Genomic DNA, 21279 nt, shown 5'->3' on the forward strand with positions numbered 1-21279 from the left:
CCACCACCCGGTGGGGCCCTCCTTGCGTCTCCGGGACCACGCCGCATCGGCCCTACGCGCGGGTAGCCGGGACCACCGCCCGGGCCCGGAGGCGTTAGAGTGGTTCGTGCACGTTTCGAGCAAGGAGTCGCCCTTGGGCATCTTGGATTCCATCGAGGGGCCGAAGGACCTCGCCCAGCTCGGTCCCGCCGAGCTCGAGGACCTCGCCGGGGAGATCCGGAAGTTCCTGATCCGCAATGTCGCCCAGACCGGCGGCCACCTCGGGCCGAACCTCGGCGTCGTCGAGCTGACGCTGGCGATCCACCGCATCTTCGAGTCCCCGCGCGACAGCATCATCTTCGACACCGGGCACCAGTCCTACGTCCACAAGCTCCTGACCGGCCGCAAGGACTTCTCGACCCTCCGGCAGGAGGGCGGCCTCTCCGGCTACCCCTCCCGCGCCGAGAGCGAGCACGACATCGTCGAGTCCTCGCACGCCTCCTCCTCGCTGTCCTGGGCCGACGGGATCTCCCGCGCCCGCAAGCTCACGGGCGAGGGCGACCGCTACACCGTGGTCGTGGTGGGCGATGGCGCCCTCACCGGCGGCATGGCCTGGGAGGCGCTGAACAACATTGCCTCGGACAAGGACCGCCGGGTCGTGATCGTGGTCAACGACAACGGCCGCTCCTACGCCCCGACGGTCGGTGGCCTCGCCGACTACCTCGCGTCGCTGCGCACCGCGATCGACAAGGTCCGCACGGCCCCGGCCTACGAGGGCATGCTCGAGGTCGCCAAGAGGCGCCTGCAGAACGGCGGCCCCGTCGGCCAGTTCGTGTACAAGGGCCTGCACGCCACCAAGAAGGGCATCAAGGACTGGTGGGCGCCCCAGGGCATGTTCGAGGACCTGGGGCTCAAGTACGTCGGTCCGGTGGACGGCCACGACCAGCGCACCCTCGAGGAGGCGCTCGCGACCGCCAAGAACTTCGCCGGCCCCGTGATCGTCCACGCGATCACCGAGAAGGGGCACGGCTACGCCCCGGCCCGCAACCACGAGGCCGACCAGTTCCACGCCGTCGGCGTGATCGACCCCGAGACCGGGCAGCCCACCGGGCCCGGGGGCGGCACCTCGTGGACCTCGGTCTTCGCGGAGGAGATCGCGGCGATCGCCGACGAGCGCGAGGACGTCGTGGGCATCACCGGCGCCATGCTCATCCCGGTCGGCCTCGCCACGTTCGCCCAGCGCCACCCGGACCGGGTGATCGACGTCGGCATCGCCGAGCAGCACGCCGTCACGAGCGCCGCGGGCCTCGCCTTCGGCGGCCTCCACCCCGTCGTCGCGGTGTACGCGACCTTCCTGAACCGGGCCTACGACCAGCTCCTGATGGACGTCGCGCTGCACAAGGCCGGCGTGACCCTCGTGCTGGACCGCGCGGGGGTCACCGGCCCCGACGGTGCCAGCCACCACGGCCAGTGGGACATGGCGCTCGTCCAGAGCGTGCCCGGGCTGCACCTCGCCGCCCCGCGGGACGCGACCCGGCTGCGCGAGGAGCTCCGCGAGGCCATCGCGGTCGACGACGCCCCGACCGTCGTGCGGTTCTCGAAGGGGACCGTCGGGGCCGAGACCGAGGCGCTCGAGCGCCTCGACGACGGCGTCGACGTCCTGGCCCGCACGGGCACCGTGGCCGAGGCCGACGGCGAGACGGGCCCCGACGTCCTGCTCGTGGCGGTCGGCGCCATGAGCGACCTCGCCCTCGAGGTCGCGCAGCGGCTGGACCACCAGGGCATCAGCTCCACCGTCGTGGACCCGCGCTGGGTCCTGCCCGTGCCGCGGAGCATCATCAGCCTCGCGGCGCGCCACCGCATCGTGGTGTGCCTCGAGGACGGCGTCCGCGCGGGCGGGGTGGGTTCGCGGATCCGCCAGGAGATGCGCGCCGCCGGCGTGGACACCGCGCTGAACGAGGTCGGCCTCCCGGTGGAGTTCCTCGACCACGGCTCACGGAACCAGGTGCTCGCCCGCGTGGGCCTGACCGCCCAGCAGGTCGCGCACGACATCGTCGCCCAGGTCCTGGGGACCAAGGTCCCGTTCGCCCGGCCGCTGCCGGGCCAGGCTGCCCCGACCACGGGCACGCTCCCCAAGCTGTGACCGGCCGGGCGGCCGGGGCTGCCCCCGGTGCGTGGCGGATCCAGCCGCCCCCGCCGGCGGGTGCGCCGCGCCCCGGCGAGCTGGTGGTGGCCCGCAACCGCAAGTGGGACGGCACGGGCCACTGGGTGGTCCCGGGGTTCGGCCTGGGCGAGGACGAGCACGGCTGGTGGATCTACCAGGGGCGCGGCGAGTTCATCTCGCGCCCCGGTGCTGCGCTGCACACGCGCTCGGACGCGGTCCTGCTCATCCCGCGTGCCGGCGGGTACGCGGCCACGTTCTACGACGACACCAACCCCGGCGACTTCCGCGTGTACGTGGACCTCGCGTGGGACCTCGCCTGGCACCGCATCGGCGCTCCGGCGGGGGAGGGGCACCCCGGTGTGGTCGAGTTCCACATGGTCGACATGGACCTCGACGTGGTCCGCTCGGCCCGTCACGGCGTGTTCGTCGACGACGAGGACGAGTTCGCCGAGCACGCGGCCGCGATGGCCTACCCCGAGGGCCTGGTCGCGGCGGTCCGGTCCGAGTGCGCGCGGCTGCACGAGGCCGTGCTCGCGGGCACCGGCCCCTTTGACGGCATCTCCGACGCCTGGATGGCGTTGGGACGGAAGGAGAACCCATGAGCTACGCGCGCGTCTACCGGCGCAGGGACGACGGCACGCTCGAGTTCCGGGAGGCATGGCATGACGAGGAGGGCGCCCAGTTCGTGGTGAACCACGGCGTGGTCGGCCACCAGTCCGCGACGGAGGCCACGCACGACGTCGACGCTGCCGCCGCCGAGGGGCTCATGGCCGCCTTCGCTGCCCAGTGCGAGCAGGACGGCTACGCCCCGCTCGGCGACGAGGACCTGTGGCGGGTCGTGGCGCAGTTCGCGCTCAAGACGGCCGAGGGCACCGACCGGGACCGCGCGCTCGAGCGGCAGGCCGTCCAGGCCCTCTCGGCCCACCTCGCCTGGCGCGGGCTCGGGACGGTCGAGGGCAGCGCCATCGGCAACAGCCGGCTCAATGTGTTCGCGACGTGCGTCGACCCCGCCAAGGCCGTCGCCGCGGTCAAGACGTGCCTGCGCGAGGCCACGAGCGACTACACGAAGCTCTCGGTGGCCGTCGCGCCGCTGACCGACCCGGACGCGTTCAAGCTCAAGCACGCCCCCGCAGGGGTCCGCGGCTTCTCCCTCTGACCGCCGCGGCCGGCTCCGCGGCACGGGCAGGCGCGCCCCTGCGCAGGACCGCACGGGTAGTCTGGCCCCATGACTGACTACCGCCGCCTCGGCCGCTCCGGCCTGACCGTCTCGACCGTCGGCCTCGGCTGCAACAACCTCGGCCGCGCCAACACCCCGACCGAGACCCAGGAGGGCACCGACGCCGTCGTCCACGCCGCGATCGATGCGGGCATCACCCTCTTCGACGTCGCCGACGTGTACGGCCGCACCCCCGGGCTGAGCGAGGAGATGCTCGGCAAGGCGCTCAAGGGCCGCCGCGACGACGTCGTGGTCGCCACCAAGTTCGGCATGGACATGCACGGCGCGAACGGGAAGGACTTCGGCGCACGCGGCTCGCGGCGCTACATCCGCACCGCGGTCGAGGCCTCCCTCCGCCGCCTCGGCACCGACTGGATCGACCTGTACCAGTACCACACCCCGGACACCGAGACCCCGATCGAGGAGACGCTCTCGGCGCTCGACGACCTCGTCCGCGAGGGCAAGGTGCGCTACATCGGGCACTCGAACCGCACCGGCTGGCAGATCGCCGAGGCGGAGTTCACGGCGCGGATGGGCGGCTTCACCCCGTTCATCTCGAGCCAGAACCACTACAACCTCCTCGACCGGCGCGCCGAGCTGGAGGTCACGGAGGCCGCCGAGGCGTACGGCCTCGGGGTCCTGCCCTACTTCCCGCTGGCGAACGGGCTCCTCACCGGCAAGTACTCCCGCGGGAGCGCCCCCGAGGGCTCCCGGCTGTCCCACACCCGCACCAACCTCGTCCACGACGCCGACTGGGACCAGCTCGACAGGTTCTCCGCCTTCGCCGAGGAGCGGGGCCTGACCGAGCTCCAGGTCGCCTTCTCGTGGCTCGCCGCGCAGCCCTCGGTCGCGAGCGTCATCGCCGGCGCCACCAAGCCCGAGCAGATCCGCCAGAACGCCGAGGCGGCCTCGTGGGAGCCGAGCGCCGAGGACCTCGCCGAGCTCGACGAGATCTTCCCGAAGACGCCGCGCGTCGCACTCTTCTAGGGTCGGCGCGTGCACGAGAACTCCCGCCCGGTGTCCCACCAGCCGGGCCGTCCGCCCCGGGCGGTGCTGCTCGACTGCGACACCGGGATCGACGACGCGCTCGCCCTGCTCTACCTGTGCAGCCAGCCGCAGGTGGAGCTCGTCGCGGTCACGAGCACCCCGGGCAACGTCGACGCCGACCAGGTCGCCGCGAACAACCTCGCCCTCCTCGAACTGTGCGGGCGGCCCGAGGTGCCCGTGGCGATCGGGGCGCGGAAGCCGCTCGAGGTCCCCCTCGTCACGACCCCTGAGACGCACGGGCCCCAGGGGATCGGCTACGCCGAGCTGCCCGCGGCGCGCCGGGCGCCCGAGGCGCGCGACGCCGTCGACCTCTGGGTCGAGGCCGCCCGCGCGCGCCCGGGCGAGCTCACGGCGCTCATCACCGCCCCGCTGACCAACTTCGCGCTCGCCCTGCGCGCCGAACCGCGCCTCCCCGAGCTGCTCGCGGGCGTGGTGATCATGGGCGGCGCCTACTACTACCAGGGCAACACGACGCCCACGGCCGAGTGGAACACCCACGTGGACCCGCACGCTGCCGCCGAGGTGTTCGCGGCGTTCGCGGGCCAGCCCGAGGACCGGCTCCCGACCGTGTGCGCGCTCGAGACCACCGAGCGGATCGAGATGCACCCGGGGCACCTTGCGGCCCTCGCCGAAGCCGCCGGCTGCAGCGGGCCGGAGCTCGTGCTCCCGGACCAGCCGGAGGGGCAGCGCTCCACCGCCTCGAACCGGCTCGTCCGGCACGTGAGCGACATGCTGCGCTTCTACTTCGAGTTCCACCGGCACTACGACCAGGGCTACGTGGCGCACATCCACGACTACTTCGCCGCCACTGTGGCCGCCGGGACCGCACGCTATGCGGCGCGGACGGCTGCCGTCCATGTCGAGACCCGCGCCCCGCGCCTGATGGGCACCACGGTCGCGGACTACAGGGGCCTGTGGGAGGAGCCGCCCTCGGCGCGCATCGTGAGCGCCAACCACCCGGACGAGGCCTTCGCAGAGCTCGTCGCCTCCCTCGGCGCCCTCGCGCGCCTGGTGGGCTAGAATTTCTGTGCCCCGGCCCGGCCGGGGCGGCCGCCGAGGTGACATAGGCGGGCGCCGATCCACTATTCCGCATCCGCAGCATCCGTGAAGGACGTGCCTTGGCCATGTCGCACCCCCTGACAGAAGACGCCCCGCGCCGCTCCCCGCTCAGGACGGTCCTCATCGTCCTCGGGGCCGCTGCCATCGTCGCGACGTTCATCTACCTCGTGGCCACCTCTCCCGCAGAGCCGGTGGACACGCCCTCGGCCTCGGCCGCCCTCGTGGCGCTCACGGGCTACGGGATCGCCACGGTCCTCCTCTTCGCCGGCATCCTGCCCACCCTGCCCACCACGACCCTCGCCCTCATCCCGGTGGCCCTCGTGCTGAACATCGTGCTCGGCCAGTTCGTCGGCACCGTCATCGTGCCGATCTACCTCGATTCGATCGGCACCGTGCTCGTGGGCTTCCTCGCCGGGTCCGCGGCCGGCGCCGCGACGGGGCTGCTGAGCACCATCGTGTGGTCCTTCTTCAACCCGACCCTCATCCCGTTCGCCGCCGGGGCCGCCGCGATCGGCGCCCTCGCGGGCCTCGCCGCGCGGATCGGGGCCGTGCGGCGGTTCTGGTGGGTTCCCGTCGCCGGTCTCGTCACCGGCGCGGTCGCGGCGGTGATCGGCTCGACCGTCGCGATCGCGGTGTTCGGCGGGACCTCCACCGGGGCGACCGGGGCTGTCATCGCCGTCTTCCGGGCCGCGGGGGACAGCCTCGCCGAGTCCGTCGTCAAGGGTTCGATCGCGTCCGACCTGACGGACAAGCTCGTCACGTTCGTCGTGGCGGCCGCCCTGGCCTACGCCCTTCCGCAGCGGGCCACGGGCCGCTTCGAGTTCGTCCGGGCGCATCGCGTGCTCGCCCGGCGCCGCCGCGCCGAGGCGGCCCCCGCTGCCTGAGCATCCGCCGGCCCCCGCCGCCGCCCGCGCCCTCAACCCCCTGACGGGGCTCGCGCTGGCCGGGACGGGGGCCGTCGCGTGCCTCGCGGCCTCCCACTGGGCGGTGTGGACGGCGGCGATCCTCGCGGCGGCCGTCCTGTCCGCGCGCGCGGGGACGCTGCGGCGCGTCGCCGCCGCCGCGGCCCTCGTGGTCGCGCCGTTCGCCCTCTGGGCGTTCCTGATCCACGGGCTCTTCTTCCCCGAGGGGACGGCGGTGCTCGTGGCCTGGGGCCCGGCCCGCGTCACGGTCGAGGGACTCGCCTACGCTGCAGGGTTCGTGCTGCGCACCGCCGCGCTCGTCTGCACCATGCTCGCCTTCTCGGTCTGGGCCGACGTCGCCGTGCTGAGGGCGGCCCTCGTGCGGCGCGGCGTCCCTGCGCCGCTCGGCTACGTCCTCGCCTCGGCCCTGGGCCTCGTGGCCACGGTCGCCGACCGGATGCGCCGCATCCGCGAGGCCCAGGAGGCCCGCGGGCTCGTGGTCCGGCCCGGGCCGGGCGGGCGCATCCTCGCGGGCCGGCTCCAGGCCGTGCCGCTCGTGCTCGCCCTCGTGGACGAGGCCGGCGAGCGCGCCCTCGCGCTCGACGCGCGCGGACAGGCCCTTCCCGGCCCCCGCACCGCGTACGTCGACGAGCCCGACTCGGCCGCCCAGCGCGCCCTGCGCTGGGCGCTGGTCGTCGCCTCGGCCGCCATGGTGGCGGCCGCCGTCGTCCCCGGAGTGGCCCACGCTGTGGCCGTGGCGGGCGGCGGGCGATGAGCGCGGCCGCCCCGCCGGTCCTCTCGGCGCACGTGGAGCGCTTCGCGTACGACGCCGGGCCACCGGTCCTCGAGGACGTCCGCCTCGCGCTCGGGCCGGGCTCCCTCACCGCGGTGCTGGGGGCATCCGGCAGCGGGACGTCGACCCTGGCGAAGGTCCTCGCCGGCTGGGCCGTGGCCGGCGGCCAGAACACCCTCGTCGGGTCCCTCGAGCTCGGCCGGGGCCCAGGCTCGGAGGGACGGGCCGCCCGGCTGGCGTTTCGCGGGCTGCCCGAGGACCCGCGGCTGCGCCTCGGGGCCTGGGGGCAGCACGTCGCCTACGTCCCGCAGCGGCCGGGGGACCTGCTCACGGGGGCGTCCGCCTCGGTCGGCGAGGAGATCGCGTTCGCCCTCGAGCAGCGCGGGATGCCGCGCGCCGCGATGCACGAGCGCACCGCGCGGGCCGCCCACTCCCTCGGCCTCGGGGACCTGCTCGGGAGGAACCCGTCCCAGCTGTCCGGGGGCGAGCAGCGCCGCCTAGCCCTCGCCTGTGCGATCGTCGGCGAGCCCGCCGTGCTCATCCTCGATGACCCCACCGCCTCGCTCGACGCAGCGGGTGCCGAGGCCCTCTGGCGGCTCATCGCAGCGGAGCGGGCCCGGGGCGCCGCCGTCGTGGTCGTCGGCGCGTGCGCCGACCGCATTGCCCGCCGCGCCGACCACTGCATCCTCCTGGACGCCGGGTCGGCCGTGGCGGCCGGGAGGCCGGCCGAGGTGCTCGCCTCCGCCGCCTTCGCCCACTCGGGCGTCCTCGCCCGCGATCCGGGCGAGGAGGGACTGGCCACGCCCGGACCAGCTGGCCGCGGTGCCCACCCCGGCCCCCTCCCGCGCTCTGGAGCGGGAGGGCCGCTCGCGGCCCTCGAACGGGTCTGCTTCGCCTACCCGGGTTCGGGCAGGCGCGTCCTCGACGCGGCGGACCTCGCGGTGGCCCCGGGCGAGGTGGTGGCCCTCACCGGGCCCAACGGTGCCGGCAAGTCGACGGCGCTGCGGCACCTCGCGGGACTGCTGCGCCCGCAGGGGGCCGCGTCCGGGTCGCCGGGACCGACATCGCGCGGACCCCGGCGGGCCGGGTCGCCGACCACGTGGGCACCCTCTTCCAGGAGCCCCGCGACCAGCTGTTCGAGCGCACCGCCCTGCGTGAGGTGTCCTTCGGGCTGCGCCTGCGGGCGCCCGGCCGCCGCCGTCCCGAGCCCGAGGCAGCGCGCGCCCGCGCCCTCGAGGCCCTCGAGGCGGTGGGCCTCGCCGCCCACGCCGAGGCGCATCCGTACGACCTGCCCGCCGCCGCCCAGCGCCTGCTGGCACTCGCGACCGTCCTCGTGCGCCGGCCGGGCGTCCTCCTGCTCGACGAGCCGACCGTCGGGCTGGACGGGTCCTCGCTCGCGTGCCTCGAAGCGGTGGTGGCCCGGGCCGCGGAGGCGGGGGCCGGCGTCGTGCTCTCGACCCATGCCCTGCCGTGGGCGAGGCGCCACGCGCACCGCGTGCTGGCCCTCGAAGGAGGGCGCTTCGTGCCCTCCTGAGGAGCCGCACCCGGAAGCCGCCGTCCGGGTTCCGGTAGGGTCGATCCCGGGCCGCGCGGCGGCGGCCCGAGAGCAGGAGGAGGACGCGTGGGCGCAGCGTGGGAGCGCTGGGAGGGCTTCTGGGTGGCGGGCGTGCACCGCGGCGCCGTCTGCCGCACGTTCGACGGCGAGCTGCTCACCACCCGCGTCGCGTTCGAGGACGGTGCCGGAACCCTGTTCGCCTCCGAGTCCCTCCTGCGGCTGGCCCCGTCCGGGGAGACCTGGCACGCCTTCCGGTACCGGCAGGAACCGGGCGGCCTCGAGGGGGGCGCCCGCCGTGACGAGGCCGAGCTCGACGCCGACACGCTCCCTGCGAGCGGCGAGTACCTCCTCGTGTCGCAGCTGGCCGCGTCCGCCCGCGACGGCGCCGCGTACCGGCGGGTGGAGGAGGCGGCGCCGGACGGCCTGCCGGCGCCCGCGGAGATCCGCCGGCATCCGGCCGAGCCCATCGACCTCCCCGACGGCCGCTGTGTGGACGCCGAACGCTTCGAGGTGACGGCGGGCGGGCAGCGCGTCGCGTCCTACTGGACCCACGGCGGCGCCGTGGTCCGCAGCGCGTGGGCGGGCGCGCTCTGCTTCGCGGCCGGCTCGGCCCCGGACGCGCTCGTGGGCACCGACGAGCGCCTGGGGGCCTTCCTGGCCGAGGGCTTCCGCCGCGCCTGACCGGAGACCCCACCCGCAAGGCCAGAGACCCCACAGCGCACCGCCAGAGACCCCACAGCACGACGGTGGGGCTGCGGGGTCTCTGGCGGGCGGGGGCGCGGTACCCGAGTGGTCAGGATTCCGGGTGGAACGGCTTCCCGTTGACGCGCTCGGAGGCGCCCACCCGGTCCAGGTAGGGCGTGATGCCGCCGAGGTGCATCGGCCAGCCCGCGCCGAGGATCATGCACAGGTCCACGTCCTCGGGGCCGGCCACCACGCCTTCGGCGAGCAGGAGCCCGATCTCCTCGGCGAGGGCATCCTGGCAGCGCGCGAGGACCTGCTCGGACGTGGACGGCGCGTCCCCGAAGGACAGCACCGCGAGGGCCTCGGGCCGGATCTCGCGGCGGCCGTCCGGCCCCGTCCCCCAGAGGCCCTTCACCCCGGCGTCGATGAGTGCCTGCTGGTTGGCCGAGACGTGGAACCTGTCGCCGAACGCGGCGTGGAGGGACTCCGCGACGTGCTGGGCCACCGGCAGGCCCACCATCTCGGCGAGCACGAACGGCGTCATCGGCAGGCCCATGGGCGCCAGGGCGTTGTCGGCGACCTCGGCCGGCGTGCCCTCGTCGAACGCCGCCGTGACCTCGCCCATGAGCCGCAGCAGCACGCGGTTCACCACGAACGCCGCGGCGTCCTTGACGAGCACGGCCGTCTTCTTCAGTGCCTTGGCGAGGACGAAGGCGGTGGCGAGCACCGCGTCGTCAGTCGCGGGCGCGCGCACGATCTCGATGAGCGGCATGACCGCGACGGGGTTGAAGAAGTGAAACCCGACCACGCGCTCGGGGTGGGCGAGGTCCTCGGCCATGGCCGTGACGGAGAGCGAGGACGTGTTGGTCGCGAGGATGCACTCGGGCTTGACCACGGCCTCGACCTCGGCGAGGACCTGCTTCTTGACGGAGAGCTCCTCGAACACGGCCTCGATCACGAAGTCCGCGTCCGCGAATTCGGCCTTCGAGACGGAGCCGCTCACGAGGGCCTTGGTGCGGTTCGCGGCGTCGCGGGAGATCCGGCCCTTGTCCAGGAGCTTGTCCACCTCGGCATGGACGTGGCCCACGCCCTTGTCCACGCGTGCCTGGTCCACGTCCGTCATGACCACCGGGACCTTGAGCTGGCGCGCGAACAGGAGGGCGAGCTGGCTGGCCATGAGGCCCGCGCCCACCACGCCGACCTTCGTGACCTCTCGCGCGAGCTTGGCGTTGGGGGCGCCGGCGGGCCGCTTGCCGCGCTTCTGGACGAGGTCGAGGAACGCGTACACGGTGTCACGGAACTGCGGGGTCTGCATGAGCGCGGTGAGGGCTGCGACCTCGAGCTCCGCCGACTCCTGCTGGGTCGCGGTGGCGCCCGCCTCGAAGACGTCCAGGACCTTGCCCGGTGCGGGCGCGGCATTGGAAGTCCTGGCGGCGACGAAGTCCCGACCAGCCTTCGCCGCTGCGGCCCAGCGCTCGGCGACGGCCGCATCGGTGCGGGGCTCGACCGCGTTCGGCCGCTCGACCGAGGTCTCCCCGGCGAGGACGGACGCGGCCCAGGCGAGGGAGCGCTCGAGGAAGTCGGCCGGCTCGAAGAGCGCGTCCGCGACACCGAGCCGGTAGGCCTCCGGGCCGCGGATGGTGCGGTTGTTGCTCAGGGGGTTCTCGATCATGACCTTCAGGGCAGCCTCCGGGCCCGTGAGACGGGGGAGGCGCCAGACCCCGCCCCACCCCGGGACGAGTCCGATGAAGGCCTCGGGCAGGCCGATGCCCTGCGCTCCGGTCGAGACGGTGCGGTAGGTGCAGGCGAGCGCGATCTCGAGCCCGCCGCCGAGGGCCACGCCGTTGATGAACGCGAACGTCGGGACGCCGAGGTCGGCGAGCAGATCGTAGGCGGCGTGGCCGAGGCGGGCCATCTGCTCGCCGGCGGCCGGATCGCGCAGCGTCTTGACGGTCGTCAGGTCGGCGCCGGCCACGAGGAAGTAGGGCTTGCCCGTGACGGCGACGGCCTGGATCTCGCCGGCCGCGGCCCGGTCGCGGAGGCCCTCGAGGGTGCGGCCGAGCTCGATCAGCGTCCCCGGCCCGAGGGTGGTCGGCTTGGTGTGGTCCAGGCCGTTGTCGAGGGTGACGAGGGCGATCCGGAAGGACCGGCCGCCCGCAGGGACCTCGACCTCGTTGACGAGCGCGTGCGTGACGATCTCATCGGGCACCTGGGCGGCGAGCGTGGCGAACGCGTCGAAGGTGGACTGGGCAGTCATGGCGGTGTTCACTCGCCCTTTCCGTAGTCGGCATGGCGGGGGTTCTCCCAGATGACCGTGCCCCCCATGCCGAGGCCGATGCACATCGTGGTGATGCCGTAGCGCACGCCGGGATCCTCGGCGAACTGGCGCGCGAGCTGGGTCATGAGGCGAACGCCCGAGGAGGCGAGGGGATGCCCGACGGCGATCGCGCCGCCGTAGCGGTTGACGCGGGGATCGTCGTCGGCGATGCCGAAGTGGTCGAGGAAGCTCAGGACCTGCACGGCGAAGGCCTCGTTGATCTCGAACAGGCCGATGTCCTCGATCGTCAGGCCGGCCTTGGCGAGGGCCTTCTCGGTGGCCGGCACCGGGCCGATGCCCATGACCTCGGGCTCGACCCCGGCGAACGCGTAGGAGACGAGCCGCATCTTCGGGGCGAGGCCGAGTTCCTCGGCCGTCTCGGCAGAGGTGAGGAGGCACGCCGTCGCGCCGTCGTTCAGCCCTGCGGCGTTGCCGGCCGTCACCCGCCCGTGCGGCCGGAACGGGGTGCGCAGCGCTGCGAGGTCCTCGACCGTCGTGCCCGGGCGCGGCGGCTCGTCGGCGGTCGCGAGCCCGAACCCCTCGCCGGGGCGATGGGTTGCGACGGGGACGAGATCGGGCTGGATCCTGCCGTCGGCATAGGCGGCGGCGAGCTTCGCCTGGGAGGCGGCGGCGTAGGCGTCGGCGCGCTCCTTGGTGATGTCCGGGAAGCGGTCATGCAGGTTCTCTGCCGTATTGCCCATGTTCAGGGCCGCCGGGTCGACGAGGCGCTCGGACATGAAGCGCGGGTTGGGGTCGGCGCCCTGTCCCATGGGGTGGTTGCCCATGTGCTCGACGCCGCCGGCGATCACGACGTCGTACGCCCCGACGCCGATTCCGCTCGCCGTCGCGGTGACGGCCGTCATCGCGCCGGCGCACATGCGGTCCACCGCAAAGCCGGGGACCGAGCGGGGCAGGCCCGCAAGGAGCGCGGCGGTGCGGCCGATCGTGAGGCCCTGGTCGCCGGTCTGGGTCGTCGCGGCGATCGAGACCTCGTCCACGCGCTCTGCGGGGAGGGACGGGTTGCGGCGCAGCAGCTCGCGGATCGTCTTCACGACGAGGTCGTCGGCGCGCGTGCCGTGGTAGATCCCCTTCTCTCCGGCCTTGCCGAAGGGGGTGCGGACGCCGTCGACGAAGACGACGTCCCGGATGTGCCTGCTGGACATGGGCAGCTCCTCGGATGTCTGGTGGGCGGTGACCGCCCTCACAGCCATGTTACTGAGCAGTAACTTGGTCCGCAACGGCGGCGGCCCGCCGACCCAGAGGAGAACGCCTTCAGCCCCGCCCGGAGGCCCCTGCCCTGGCCTCGTCCGCCGCCTTGAGGGGGCGCGGGTGCAGGAACGCGTCCAGCAGGAGCGGCACGGTCTCGGTGATCTGCCACGGCCGTGCGCCCAGACCCCGCAGGGCATCGGCGAGCGTGTCCGGGGTGAGCGGCTCCGGCGGCCGCCAGGCGACGCGGCGCAGGTGGTCGGGCGTGAGGAGGTTCTCGGTCGGCATCCCGAGTTCCTCGGCGCGGGCGGCGATACGCGGCCGCGCCGTCTTGAGCCGTGCCGCGGCCTCGGGGTCGCGGTCGTCCCACACCCTGGGCGGGGGCGGGCCGGAGCTCGGCAGGTGCAGGGGAGGCAGCTCACTGGTCTCGAGGTGGCGCGCGGCCGCGACGGCGCGGAGCCAGCGCGGGGCCTCGCGCTGGGCGGCCCGGCCGTGGAAGCCCTTGGTCGCGAGCAGCTGCGGCACGGTGGCGGGCATCGCCCGGGCCACGGCGATGAGGGCCGAGTCCGGGATCAGCTTGCCGGGCGCGATGTCCCGCTTCTCGGCCAGCGAATCGCGCTCGAGCCAGAGTTCGCGCACCGCGGCGAGCTGGCGTCGGTCCCGGATCTGGTGCAGCCCCGAGGTGCGCCGCCACGGATCGGCCTTGGGCTCGGCCACCCCCGCGGCGAGGATCGCGGCGAACTCCTCGGCCGCGTACCCCAGCTTGCCCTGGGATTCGAGCAGGTCGGCGAGCTCGTCCCGCAGCTCGACCAGGACCTCGACGTCGAGGGCCGCGTAGCGCAGCCAGGGCTCGGGGAGGGGCCGCGTCGACCAGTCGGCCGCCGAGTGCTCCTTGGCGAGGCTGAAGCCGAGGAGCTGTTCGACGACGGCGGCGAGCCCCACGCGCGGCAGGCCCGCGAGTCGGGCCGCGAGCTCGGTGTCGAAGAGCCGGTCGGGCCACATGCCGAGCTCGGAGAGGCACGGGAGGTCCTGCGTGGAGGCGTGGATGATCCATTCGACCCCGGCCAGGGCGTCGTTGAGGATGGCGAGGTTGTCGAACGGCTCGGGGTCGATGAGCCAGGTCCCCGATCCCTCGCGCCGGATCTGGACCAGGAAGGCGCGCTGGCCGTAGCGGAATCCGGAGGCGCGCTCGGCATCGACTCCGGCCGGCCCGGTGCCCTGCGCGAGGGAGGCGGCTGCCCGTTCGAGGCCTTCCTTCGTGGAGATCACGAGGGGGACGCCGTCACGGGGCTCGTCAAGCTGGATGACCGCGGGGACCGGGACCCCGAAGCCTTCCACCAGGATGTTCTCCGGCGTCGTCGTGGCGGGCGGGGGGACCTGGGTCGCTTCCGGGCCCTGGTCGGGTCCGCTGCCCGATCCCGTCCCTGTGGCGTCGTGGGGCTGTGCGGTCATGATGGCGCCAGTCTATCGCTGCCGCCCCTTCGGGCCCGTCCCCCTGGGAATCGGCGGCCTGGGAAGCGGCCCCCTGCGAAACGGCTCAGCGGGGGTCCGCCTTGCGCCGGCGCCGCGGCAGCACCGCCACGCCCTCGGGGAGCGGCGGGATTCCGGCGAAGGTGGAGACCATGTCGCACCAGGCCTCGAGGTGGTCCCGCAGGTCCGGGCCGTCGGGGGTCCACGAGGCCCGCAGCTCGATGTCGATCGTGTCATGGCGGTCGGCGAGCGTTCCGTAGCTCTCCGAGAGCACGCGGGTGGCCGTCCCGCCGGCGGCGGTGTAGTGGGCATGGTGCTTCTCGAGGGCCTCGACCAGCCACGTCCACGCGACGGAGCCGAGGAGGGCGTCGTTGCCCATCTCGGGTTCGAGCTGGGCCCTGATATAGGTCACCACGCGGAAGGTTCCGTCCCAGACAGCCGGGGGCTCCGGGTCGTGGAGGAGGATGAAGCGGCCGGTGGCGAGTTCCTCGTCTCCGTCGCGTACGTCGGCCTCGAGGGCCACGGCATAGGGCGCAAGCCTCGCGGGTGCCGGGATCTCCTCGAGGCGGAAGTCTCCCTGGCGGAGCATGCCCGTGGCACTCCGCATGGAGCGGAGGGCTGTCAAGAAGTCCGCAGGCAGGTGTGCTAGTGCGGTCACGGTCCCAGAGTACGCTGGCGCCGTTTCCACGGCAGGAACGGCACGCCGGGAGGTCAGCGCGGCGGCAGCCCGAGGGAGGGGCGGACTCACCCCTCCGTCGCGGCCAGCTCGACCTTGATCCAGCCCGGCTCGCGCGGGTCGAAGGCCTCGTAGCCCCCCCAATGGCAGAGTCCAGCGGCCCGTGCTCGGTGGTGAGGGCGGTCGGATCGAACTGCCCCGCGGCGCGGCGTCGGGGGCAATCTGCCGCACTTCGGCGTCGAACCCCTCCGCCTGCTCCGAGGACGCCGCGGCCGGCCCGCGCTGGGGACGCTCGGCGTCGACCCCGATCAGGCCGGCCCCCATGGATCAGCGCCGGGACGCGGGTGGCCGGGCTAGCGGGCGAGCTCCTCCCGGAGCGCCTCGGCGAAGCGGTCGACGTCCTCTTCGGTGGTGTCGAAGGAGCACATCCAGCGCACCTCGCGCCGTGCCGCGTCCCAGTCGTAGAAGCGGAACCGCTCACGCAGGCGGTCGGCCACTCCTTCGGGAAGGATCGCGAACACCCCGTTCGACTCGGTCGCCTGGGTGAGCTCGACGCCGTCGAGCCCCTCGACCGCCGCACGGAGACGGGCTGCCATAGCGTTCGCGTGCGCGGCCGAGCGCAGCCACAGGCCGTCCTCGAGCAGGGCGAGGAACTGGGCGGAGACGAAGCGCATCTTCGAGGCGAGCTGCATGTCCATCTTGCGCAGATAGGTCAGCCCCTGGGCCGCCTCGGGGTCCAGCGCGACGACGCATTCGCCGAAGAGCATGCCGTTCTTCGTCCCGCCGAAGGAGAGGATGTCGATCCCGGCATCGGAGGTGAAGTCCCGCACCGGGACGCCGAGGCTGGCGGCCGCGTTCGCGAGCCGCGCCCCGTCCATGTGGACCTTCATCCCGCGGGAATGGGCGTGCTCGGTGATGGCGCGGAGCTCCTCGACCGAGTATCGCGTGCCCAGCTCGGTCGTCTGGGTGAGCGAGACGGCCAGCGGCTGGGCGCGGTGCTCGTCCCCCAGCCCCACGCCTCGCGGTCGATCAGCTCGGGGGTAAGCTTGCCGTCCGACGTCGGGACGCCGAGGAGCTTGAGGCCGCCGACCCGTTCTGGGGCGCCGTTCTCATCGACGTTGATGTGGGCCGTGGTCGCGCACACCACGGCGCCCCAGCGGGGCACGAGCGACTGCAGCGAGACGACGTTCGCGCCCGTGCCGTTGAACACCGGGTACGCCTGGACGCCCTCGCCGAACAGCGCCTCCATCTCGGCCTGCAGCCTCGCGGTGTACTCGTCCTGCCCATACGAGACCTGGTGGCCGCCGTTGGCCGAGGCCAGTGCGGCGAGCACCTCCGGGTGGGCCCCGGAATAGTTGTCGGACGCGAAGCCACGCACGGCGGAGTCATGGAGCGGCCAGCCCGCGGGGGCGGCGGGGGAGTGCAGGGAGGAAGAGGGGGATGTCACGGTCACAGTATTGCGCACTCGTTTCAGGTCTAGGTGGCGTTTCAGGTCTCGGCGGGTTCAGGTCTCGGTGGGGTCCGCTAGGGCTGCTCAGCCGGTCAGGTCGAGGCGGCCACCGTTGATCTCGGCGGCGTCCTCGGAGAAGAGGGCCACCGCCCGGGCGGCCAGGACGTCCACGTGGGTGTAGCCGGGGAACTTCCGGTCCGGCGCGGCGGCGCGCTGCGCGTCGTCGAGGAGGGCCTTCACGGCGAGCACGACGGCGGCGCTCGCCTGGGGGAGCGGATCCTCCTTGCGCGCGGACTGCTGCAGCGCGAGTCCCTGCGCCATCGACCGGGTCCACGCCTCCGCGGCGGCCTTGGCGGCCTGGTAGTTGGCGTTGGCAGCGCTCGGGCGGTCGAGGGTCGTGGAGGAGACCATCGCGAACCGGCCCCGCGGGGACGCCGCGATGTCCTCGAAGAAGGCCCGCGAGGTGTTCCGGAGGGTCGTGATCGCTCCCCGGGCCAGGAAGTCCCAGTCGGCGTCGCTCTGCTCGGCGAACGTTCCGCCGCCGCGCCAGCCGCCCACGAGGTGGATCACGCCGTCCACGCTGCCGAACCGGGCCCGCAGGTCCTCCGCGAGCCGCTGGGTGGCCGCGAAGTCGGCGAGGTCGCACGCGTGCTGGGGGACGGCGCCGTCGGCCGCGGCCGGCGGCCCGAAGGCCTCGGCGAGGCGGCCGGCGTCGGACCCCACGGCGATCGCGGTGGCGCCTGCCGCGCGCAGGGCGCGGACCGTGGCCCGTCCGGAGGCCGAGGTGGCCCCCGCGACGACCACGGCCGCGCCCTGCGCGCCGGATGCCGGCGGGAGCGTCACTCTGCGGCCCCCGGGCCGGCCGGCAGGGCGGTCTCGCCCGTGATGCCGGCCGTGGAGGCGATGACGGAGCGCATCTTCTTCTCCAGTGCCTCGTAGAACATGGACAGCGGGAACTCGTCGTCGAGGACCTGGTCTGTGATCTCGCGCGGCGTGCCGGCCAGGGGCAGGGCGTCGGGGCCCTTGGCCCACACCGAGGCCGGGTGAGGGGTCACGGTCCCGGCGACGAGCTCGTACGCTGCGAGCCAGTGTGCCACCTTCGGGCGGTCGATGGAACGCCAGTAGAGCTCGTCGATCGCATCCCCGAGCGCGCTGACCACCTCGGGCACCTGGTCCCAGTCGATGGCGAGCTTCGTGTCCGTCCAGTGCAGGACATGGTGCTGGTGCATCCACGCGAAGAGCAGCTGGCCCCCGAGCCCGTCGTAGTTGCGCACGCGGCCGCCGGTGATCGCGAACCGGAAGATCCGGTCGAAGATCACGGCATACTGGACGAGCTTCGCGTGCCGCCGCGCCTCGGGCGCCGCCTTCTCGTCGCGCTCGATCTTCACCGACTCGCGGAAGGCCGTGAGGTCGCACCGGAGCTCCTCGAGCGAGTAGAGGAAGAACGGCATGCGCTGCTTGATCATGAACGGGTCGAACGGGAGGTCGCCGCGCATGTGGGTGCGGTCGTGGATGAGGTCCCACATCACGAACGTCTCCTGGGCGAGCTTCTGGTCCGCGACGAGCTCGGCGGCGTCCTCGGGCAGCTCGAGGTTGGTCACCTTCGCCGCGGCGTCGAGCACCCGGCGGAAGCGGGCCGCTTCGCGGTCGGCGAAGATCGCGCCCCACGTGAAGGTGGGGACCTCGCGCATGGCGACGGTCTCGGGGAAGAGCACGGCGGAGTTGGTCGCGTAGCCGGGCGTGAAGTCCAGGAAGCGGATCGGCACGAAGAGGCGGTTGCTGTACTGGCCGGCCTCGAGCTCGGCGACGAACTCGGGCCACACGACCTCGACGAGGACGGCCTCGACGTACCGGTTGCGGCTCCCGTTCTGCGTGTACATGGGGAAGACCACGAGGTGCGCCAGCCCGTCCACGCGGTGCTGCTGCGGCTGGAAGGCCTCGAGCGAATCGAGGAAGTCTGGAACGCCGAAGCCGCCCGCGGCCCACGCGCGGAAGTCGGCGCCGAGCAGGCGCAGGTACTCGGCGTCGTGCGGGAAGCGCGGCGCGAGTGCCGCCACGGCGGCCGTGATGGTCTCGACGAGTGCGGCCGCCCGCTCGTGGTGCGCCGCGTCGGGCACCGAGCCGTCCTGCGCCTGCAGCCCCTGGAACTCGATGGCCGCGGCCTTCAGGGCGTGCCACGCGGGGTCGTCCTGGACGGGAAGGTTCGGGGTGGACGCGACGGCGGTCGCGGCGGCGGTGGCGGACATGTCACTCTCGCTCTCTCTGAAGGGGCCGGGTGTGATCCGAGCGTATCGAGGGACAGCGAAGCTGAGGTCTAAAAGCGGTGATGCATCAGAAACTCTTGGGCTCAGACTGATCGGTCAGGATATGAGGCGGGCCGGCTGCTGGTCCTCGCCAGCAGCCGGCCCGCCATCGCCGGCCCGCGTCAGTCCCCGTCGGGCACGAGGGTCAGGGAGATGGAGTTGATGCAGAAGCGCTGGTCGGTTGGCGTGCCGTAGCCCTCGCCCTCGAACACGTGGCCGAGGTGGGAGTTGCAGGAGGCGCACCGGACCTCGATGCGGTCCATGCCCAGAGTGCGGTCGTGCAGGTACACGACCGCGTCCTCGGCGAGGGGCGCCCAGAAGGAGGGCCAGCCGCAGTGGGAGTCGAACTTCGTCCTGCTGGTGAAGAGCTCGGCGCCGCAGGCCCGGCACCGGTACGACCCCTGCGTATGGGTGTCCCAGTACTCCCCGGTGTAGGCGCGCTCGGTGCCCGCCTGCCTCAGGACGCGGTACTCCTCGTCAGTGAGGCGGGCGCGCCACTCGTCCTCGGTGAGGGCAGCAGGCGCCCGGCCTGGATCAGGGGTGGGGGTGGAGGTGGTGTCCATATCCACTCCAACGCTCAGGAGTCCCCGATGAATCCCGTCCCGGCGTACAGGTGCAGGACGGGGATGCCGAGCTTGCGCTGGGCGAGGTTGGCCCAGTCGGTGTGGAACGTGTCCTCGATCGCGTGCGGGAGGGTCACCACGACGGCCTGCTCGGCGCCGGCCGCAGCGGCGCGCTCGGCGAGGGCGTGCACGGGGTCGCCCTCGATGATGCTCCCGGTGAGCTCGCCCCCGAGTCCTGCGAGCGCGGCGAGCGAGGCCTCCAGGGCGGCCTCCGCGGCGGACCTCTGCGCAGCAGGGTCGGCGGGCTGCTCGGAGAGCCCCTCGACGGCCTTGCTGAACTCGAGCATGGACAGATGGTCGAGGAAGTCCACCACGAGGCGGCGCTTGCGGCCTGCGGGGACGAGGACATCGATCGCCGCGGCCTCGCCGCTGAGGAGGCCCTCGACGGCCTTGCGCTCGCTCGGGCCCAGGGCGACTTCGGTCAGGATGAGGATCGGCGCGCTCATGGACCCAGAGTAGGGCAGCGGCTGCCGCGAGCGGGAGAGGCTCAGCGCGCGCCTGCGTCCGGGCGGCGGGGCAGGCCGCGGCGGCGTCCGCGCGGGCCTGCCTCACGGGTCCTCCCGGACCCTTTTGCGACAATGGGGACATGCCCGCCCGAGCCGCCCACGCGCCGTCGTCCGAGTCCGAGTCCGAGCCGCTGCCCCGCGCCGTGTGGGCCCTCGCAGGGGCCGGGGCGGCCCTGGGGCTCGCCTCGGCGGCCGCAGCGTCGAGCTCGGCGCTCGCGACGTACTTCGCCCGGCGCATCGTCACCCCGGAACGGACCAAGACCGAGGACCAGGAGGTCCTCGCCGTCCAGGGCGAGGGCTCCTCCCGGCGGGTGATCCTCCGGGCGACCTCCGAGACACGGGCCGAGGGGGAGTACAGCCTCTTCTTCGACGGCGGCGCCGGGCACGTGCGCCTGGGCGCGCCCATCGACTATGCGCCCGAGGAGACGACGGTGACGCGGCCGGTCCTGGCCGAATACTCCGGAGACATCACCAAGGCGGTCCGGGCGCGCTGGAGCGGCTACGTCTACGGCTCGCCCGCGGACCTCGGCCTCGCGTACGAGGACGTGATACTGCCGCTCGACGTCGGCCGCGGCCCCGCCTGGTACGTCCCCGCGCCGGGGGCGACGTGGGCGATCCTTGTCCATGGCCGGGGGGCGACTCGCGGCGAAGGGCTGCGTGCGCTCCCCACCGTCCAGGCACTGGGCATGCCGGCGCTGCTGATCTCCTACCGCAACGACGGGGAGGCGCCCGCCGCTCCGGACGGGCGCTACGGGCTCGGCATGACCGAGTGGCGCGACGTCGAGATTGCCATCCAGTACGCCCTCGACGCGGGCGCCCGCGACGTCGTCCTCTTCGGCTGGTCCATGGGCGGGGCGATCAGCCTGCTCGCCGCCGACTCATCCCTGCTGCGTGAGCACGTGCGCGCGCTCGTGCTCGACGCGCCCGTCGTCGACTGGGTGGACGTGCTCGCCTACCAGGCCCGGCTCAACCGCATCCCCTCCCGGGTGGGACGCCTGGGCCAGCTGCTCCTCGGACGCTCCTGGGGACGGCGCCTGACGGGCCTGGCCGCGCCGCTGGACTTCAAGGCGATGGACTGGGTGACCCGTGCCGTCGAGCTGCGCACCCCGACCCTGATCCTGCACAGCGTGGACGACGACTTCGTCCCGGTCGGGCCCTCGCTCGAGCTCGCGAAGCGCAACCCCGAGATGGTCACGCTCGAGACGTTCCGGCACGCGCGCCACACGAAGGAATGGAATGTCGATCCTGAGCGGTGGATGTCCGTGGTGAGCGCCTGGCTCTCCGATGTGCTCGCCCCCCGCCGGGCGCCGGGCGGCGCCGCCTGACGCC

The 21279-nt window shown here is 73.6% G+C and carries 17 protein-coding genes and 2 pseudogenes; 10 read left to right on the forward strand and 9 right to left on the reverse strand.

What is annotated here, in order from left to right; translation table 11 throughout:
• Positions 1-133 precede the first annotated feature (133 nt).
• From dxs to SA2016_RS21900, 9 genes and pseudogenes are all read left to right on the forward strand, one after another.
• The gene (dxs, locus tag SA2016_RS09280) at positions 134-2122 is read left to right on the forward strand and encodes a 1-deoxy-D-xylulose-5-phosphate synthase (RefSeq protein ID WP_066497530.1); all 1989 of its coding nucleotides are present in this window, start codon (positions 134-136) and stop codon (positions 2120-2122) included.
• Positions 2123-2160: 38 nt separating this feature from the next.
• Positions 2161-2745 carry a DUF402 domain-containing protein gene (locus SA2016_RS09285; RefSeq protein ID WP_066502290.1) on the forward strand — a complete coding sequence of 195 codons (585 nt, stop codon included), beginning with the start codon at positions 2161-2163 and terminating at the stop codon, positions 2743-2745.
• On the forward strand, positions 2742-3299 hold the full coding sequence (locus tag SA2016_RS09290) for a hypothetical protein (protein WP_066497531.1): 558 nt from the start codon (positions 2742-2744) through the stop codon (positions 3297-3299). The genes SA2016_RS09285 and SA2016_RS09290 overlap by 4 nt, the downstream gene beginning before the upstream one ends.
• A gap of 69 nt (positions 3300-3368) precedes the next feature.
• The gene (locus SA2016_RS09295) at positions 3369-4346 is read left to right on the forward strand and encodes an aldo/keto reductase (protein ID WP_066497532.1); all 978 of its coding nucleotides are present in this window, start codon (positions 3369-3371) and stop codon (positions 4344-4346) included.
• 9 nt (positions 4347-4355) lie between these two features.
• Complete coding sequence (locus SA2016_RS09300; protein WP_244932788.1) at positions 4356-5426, forward strand: nucleoside hydrolase; 1071 nt, start codon at positions 4356-4358, stop codon at positions 5424-5426.
• 104 nt (positions 5427-5530) lie between these two features.
• The gene (locus tag SA2016_RS09305; RefSeq protein WP_066497533.1) at positions 5531-6349 is read left to right on the forward strand and encodes a glycosyl transferase family 9; all 819 of its coding nucleotides are present in this window, start codon (positions 5531-5533) and stop codon (positions 6347-6349) included.
• Between the two features lie 103 nt (positions 6350-6452).
• The gene (locus SA2016_RS09310; protein ID WP_244932789.1) at positions 6453-7142 is read left to right on the forward strand and encodes an energy-coupling factor transporter transmembrane component T; all 690 of its coding nucleotides are present in this window, start codon (positions 6453-6455) and stop codon (positions 7140-7142) included.
• A pseudogene (locus SA2016_RS20870) lies at positions 7139-8694 on the forward strand (ATP-binding cassette domain-containing protein). Before SA2016_RS09310 ends, SA2016_RS20870 begins: the two are co-directional and overlap by 4 nt.
• A gap of 87 nt (positions 8695-8781) precedes the next feature.
• The gene (locus SA2016_RS21900; protein WP_066497538.1) at positions 8782-9396 is read left to right on the forward strand and encodes a hypothetical protein; all 615 of its coding nucleotides are present in this window, start codon (positions 8782-8784) and stop codon (positions 9394-9396) included.
• Between the two features lie 112 nt (positions 9397-9508).
• Here SA2016_RS21900 and SA2016_RS09330 read toward each other — a convergent pair whose 3' ends face one another.
• The 9 genes and pseudogenes from SA2016_RS09330 to SA2016_RS09370 all read right to left on the reverse strand — a co-directional run bounded on the left by SA2016_RS09330 (position 9509) and on the right by SA2016_RS09370 (position 19890).
• Positions 9509-11656 (reverse strand): 3-hydroxyacyl-CoA dehydrogenase NAD-binding domain-containing protein, encoded by a 2148-nt coding sequence (locus SA2016_RS09330; RefSeq protein WP_066502297.1) that lies wholly within the window; start codon positions 11654-11656, stop codon positions 9509-9511.
• An 8-nt stretch (positions 11657-11664) separates the two neighbouring features.
• The gene (locus SA2016_RS09335) at positions 11665-12879 is read right to left on the reverse strand and encodes a thiolase family protein (RefSeq protein ID WP_066497543.1); all 1215 of its coding nucleotides are present in this window, start codon (positions 12877-12879) and stop codon (positions 11665-11667) included.
• Between the two features lie 109 nt (positions 12880-12988).
• A complete protein-coding gene (locus SA2016_RS09340; RefSeq protein ID WP_066497545.1) occupies positions 12989-14374 on the reverse strand; it encodes a ribonuclease D in 1386 nt (461 codons plus the stop codon).
• Positions 14375-14459: 85 nt separating this feature from the next.
• A complete protein-coding gene (locus tag SA2016_RS22210; protein WP_066497548.1) occupies positions 14460-15050 on the reverse strand; it encodes a DUF3000 domain-containing protein in 591 nt (196 codons plus the stop codon).
• Between the two features lie 371 nt (positions 15051-15421).
• A pseudogene (locus SA2016_RS09350) lies at positions 15422-16521 on the reverse strand (threonine aldolase family protein).
• Between the two features lie 81 nt (positions 16522-16602).
• Positions 16603-17361 carry an SDR family oxidoreductase gene (locus tag SA2016_RS09355; RefSeq protein ID WP_066497549.1) on the reverse strand — a complete coding sequence of 253 codons (759 nt, stop codon included), beginning with the start codon at positions 17359-17361 and terminating at the stop codon, positions 16603-16605.
• Positions 17358-18764 (reverse strand): DUF6421 family protein, encoded by a 1407-nt coding sequence (locus SA2016_RS09360; RefSeq protein ID WP_066497550.1) that lies wholly within the window; start codon positions 18762-18764, stop codon positions 17358-17360. The genes SA2016_RS09355 and SA2016_RS09360 overlap by 4 nt, the downstream gene beginning before the upstream one ends.
• Before the next feature lie 179 nt (positions 18765-18943).
• Positions 18944-19384, reverse strand: coding sequence for a peptide-methionine (R)-S-oxide reductase MsrB (msrB, locus tag SA2016_RS09365; protein WP_066497553.1), 441 nt, complete (start codon positions 19382-19384; stop codon positions 18944-18946).
• A 14-nt stretch (positions 19385-19398) separates the two neighbouring features.
• The gene (locus SA2016_RS09370) at positions 19399-19890 is read right to left on the reverse strand and encodes a hypothetical protein (protein WP_066497554.1); all 492 of its coding nucleotides are present in this window, start codon (positions 19888-19890) and stop codon (positions 19399-19401) included.
• 140 nt (positions 19891-20030) lie between these two features.
• Between SA2016_RS09370 and SA2016_RS09375 the strand changes: the two genes are divergently transcribed.
• Positions 20031-21275: an alpha/beta hydrolase family protein gene (locus tag SA2016_RS09375; RefSeq protein WP_066497556.1), complete on the forward strand. Its 1245-nt coding sequence runs from the start codon at positions 20031-20033 to the stop codon at positions 21273-21275.
• Positions 21276-21279: the final 4 nt, after the last annotated feature.

Source organism: Sinomonas atrocyanea (assembly GCF_001577305.1).
Lineage (GTDB): Bacteria > Actinomycetota > Actinomycetes > Actinomycetales > Micrococcaceae > Sinomonas > Sinomonas atrocyanea.